Raw genomic sequence first — 994 nt, forward strand, 5'->3', positions numbered from 1 at the left:
TTTTTTCTTCCGACTTTGTCCGATAATTTTCCGCAAGGTGTTGCTAAGATTGAAGCTGTCACGTTATAGATAAAATATAAAAGAATCGCTGTATTGCTTGAAAATCCCGCATCATATGCTCTAAGCAACAAAAAACTGTTTGAAGAGTTTCCAAGGGTAAACAAAAATGTCACTGCGAGATATAGCTTTAGCTGCCCATCAAGACATTTTACATTTTTCCAAAAATGTTCTCTTTGTGCGACATCTCGCTTTTCCTTCTTTTCTTCGATAAACACAAACATAAAAAGTGCTATCAATACTGGAATTACCGAAATAAGAAAGATGGTTTTATAGCTTTCCTCTCCCATAGTGGTAAGAAGAATGAAGGCGAGCAAAATGCCTACTGCTGAACCTGCCATATCAAGCATCTTATGAATGCCAAAGGCTTTTCCCATAGATGCTTTATCTGCACTTTCTGCCACCATAACATCTCTTGGTGCCGTCCTGATTCCTTTTCCAAAGCGGTCAAGAACTCTTGCTGTTAAAATTCTTACCCATGAACTTGCGAACACCAATGCCAGCTTATAAAGGACTCCCGTAGCATACCCTGTAAATGCTAATGCCTTCTTTTTCTGGAATTTATCGCTTATATAACCGCTAAACACTTTTAGTAGGCTTGCAACACTTTCTGCAATACCTTCAATCACACCTACAAGTGCAGGTGTTGCACCGAGAACCGCTGTTAAATAAAGCGGAATAATCGGATATACCATTTCGCTGGATATGTCCGCAAAACAACTAACTAACCCAAGAAACACGATATTGCGAAATCCCTTGTTATGATTCTTTTTCATATATTTATCGCCACTTTACTGTCTGCCTTGATATTTCACTTTATCACGAAGTTCTTTTTCCAGTCTCTGCATTTGATAGGTGTTCTCATTCTTTCCAATCCAACCTCTTACAGATACCGGTATCTGCATACCATCAAATAGAAATGTTTCTGCATTATGTT

Annotated in this window: 1 protein-coding gene; it reads right to left on the reverse strand. The window is 38.3% G+C overall.

The window, feature by feature from the left end; genetic code table 11:
• Window positions 1-833 (reverse strand): MFS transporter (locus NI20_RS0113205; protein WP_033121854.1); only part of this gene is annotated, 833 nt, incomplete at its 3' end.
• Between the last annotated feature and the right edge of the window lie 161 nt (window positions 834-994).

It is taken from the genome of Oscillibacter sp. ER4 (genome assembly GCF_000765235.1).
Lineage (GTDB): Bacteria > Bacillota > Clostridia > Oscillospirales > Oscillospiraceae > Hominicoprocola > Hominicoprocola fusiformis.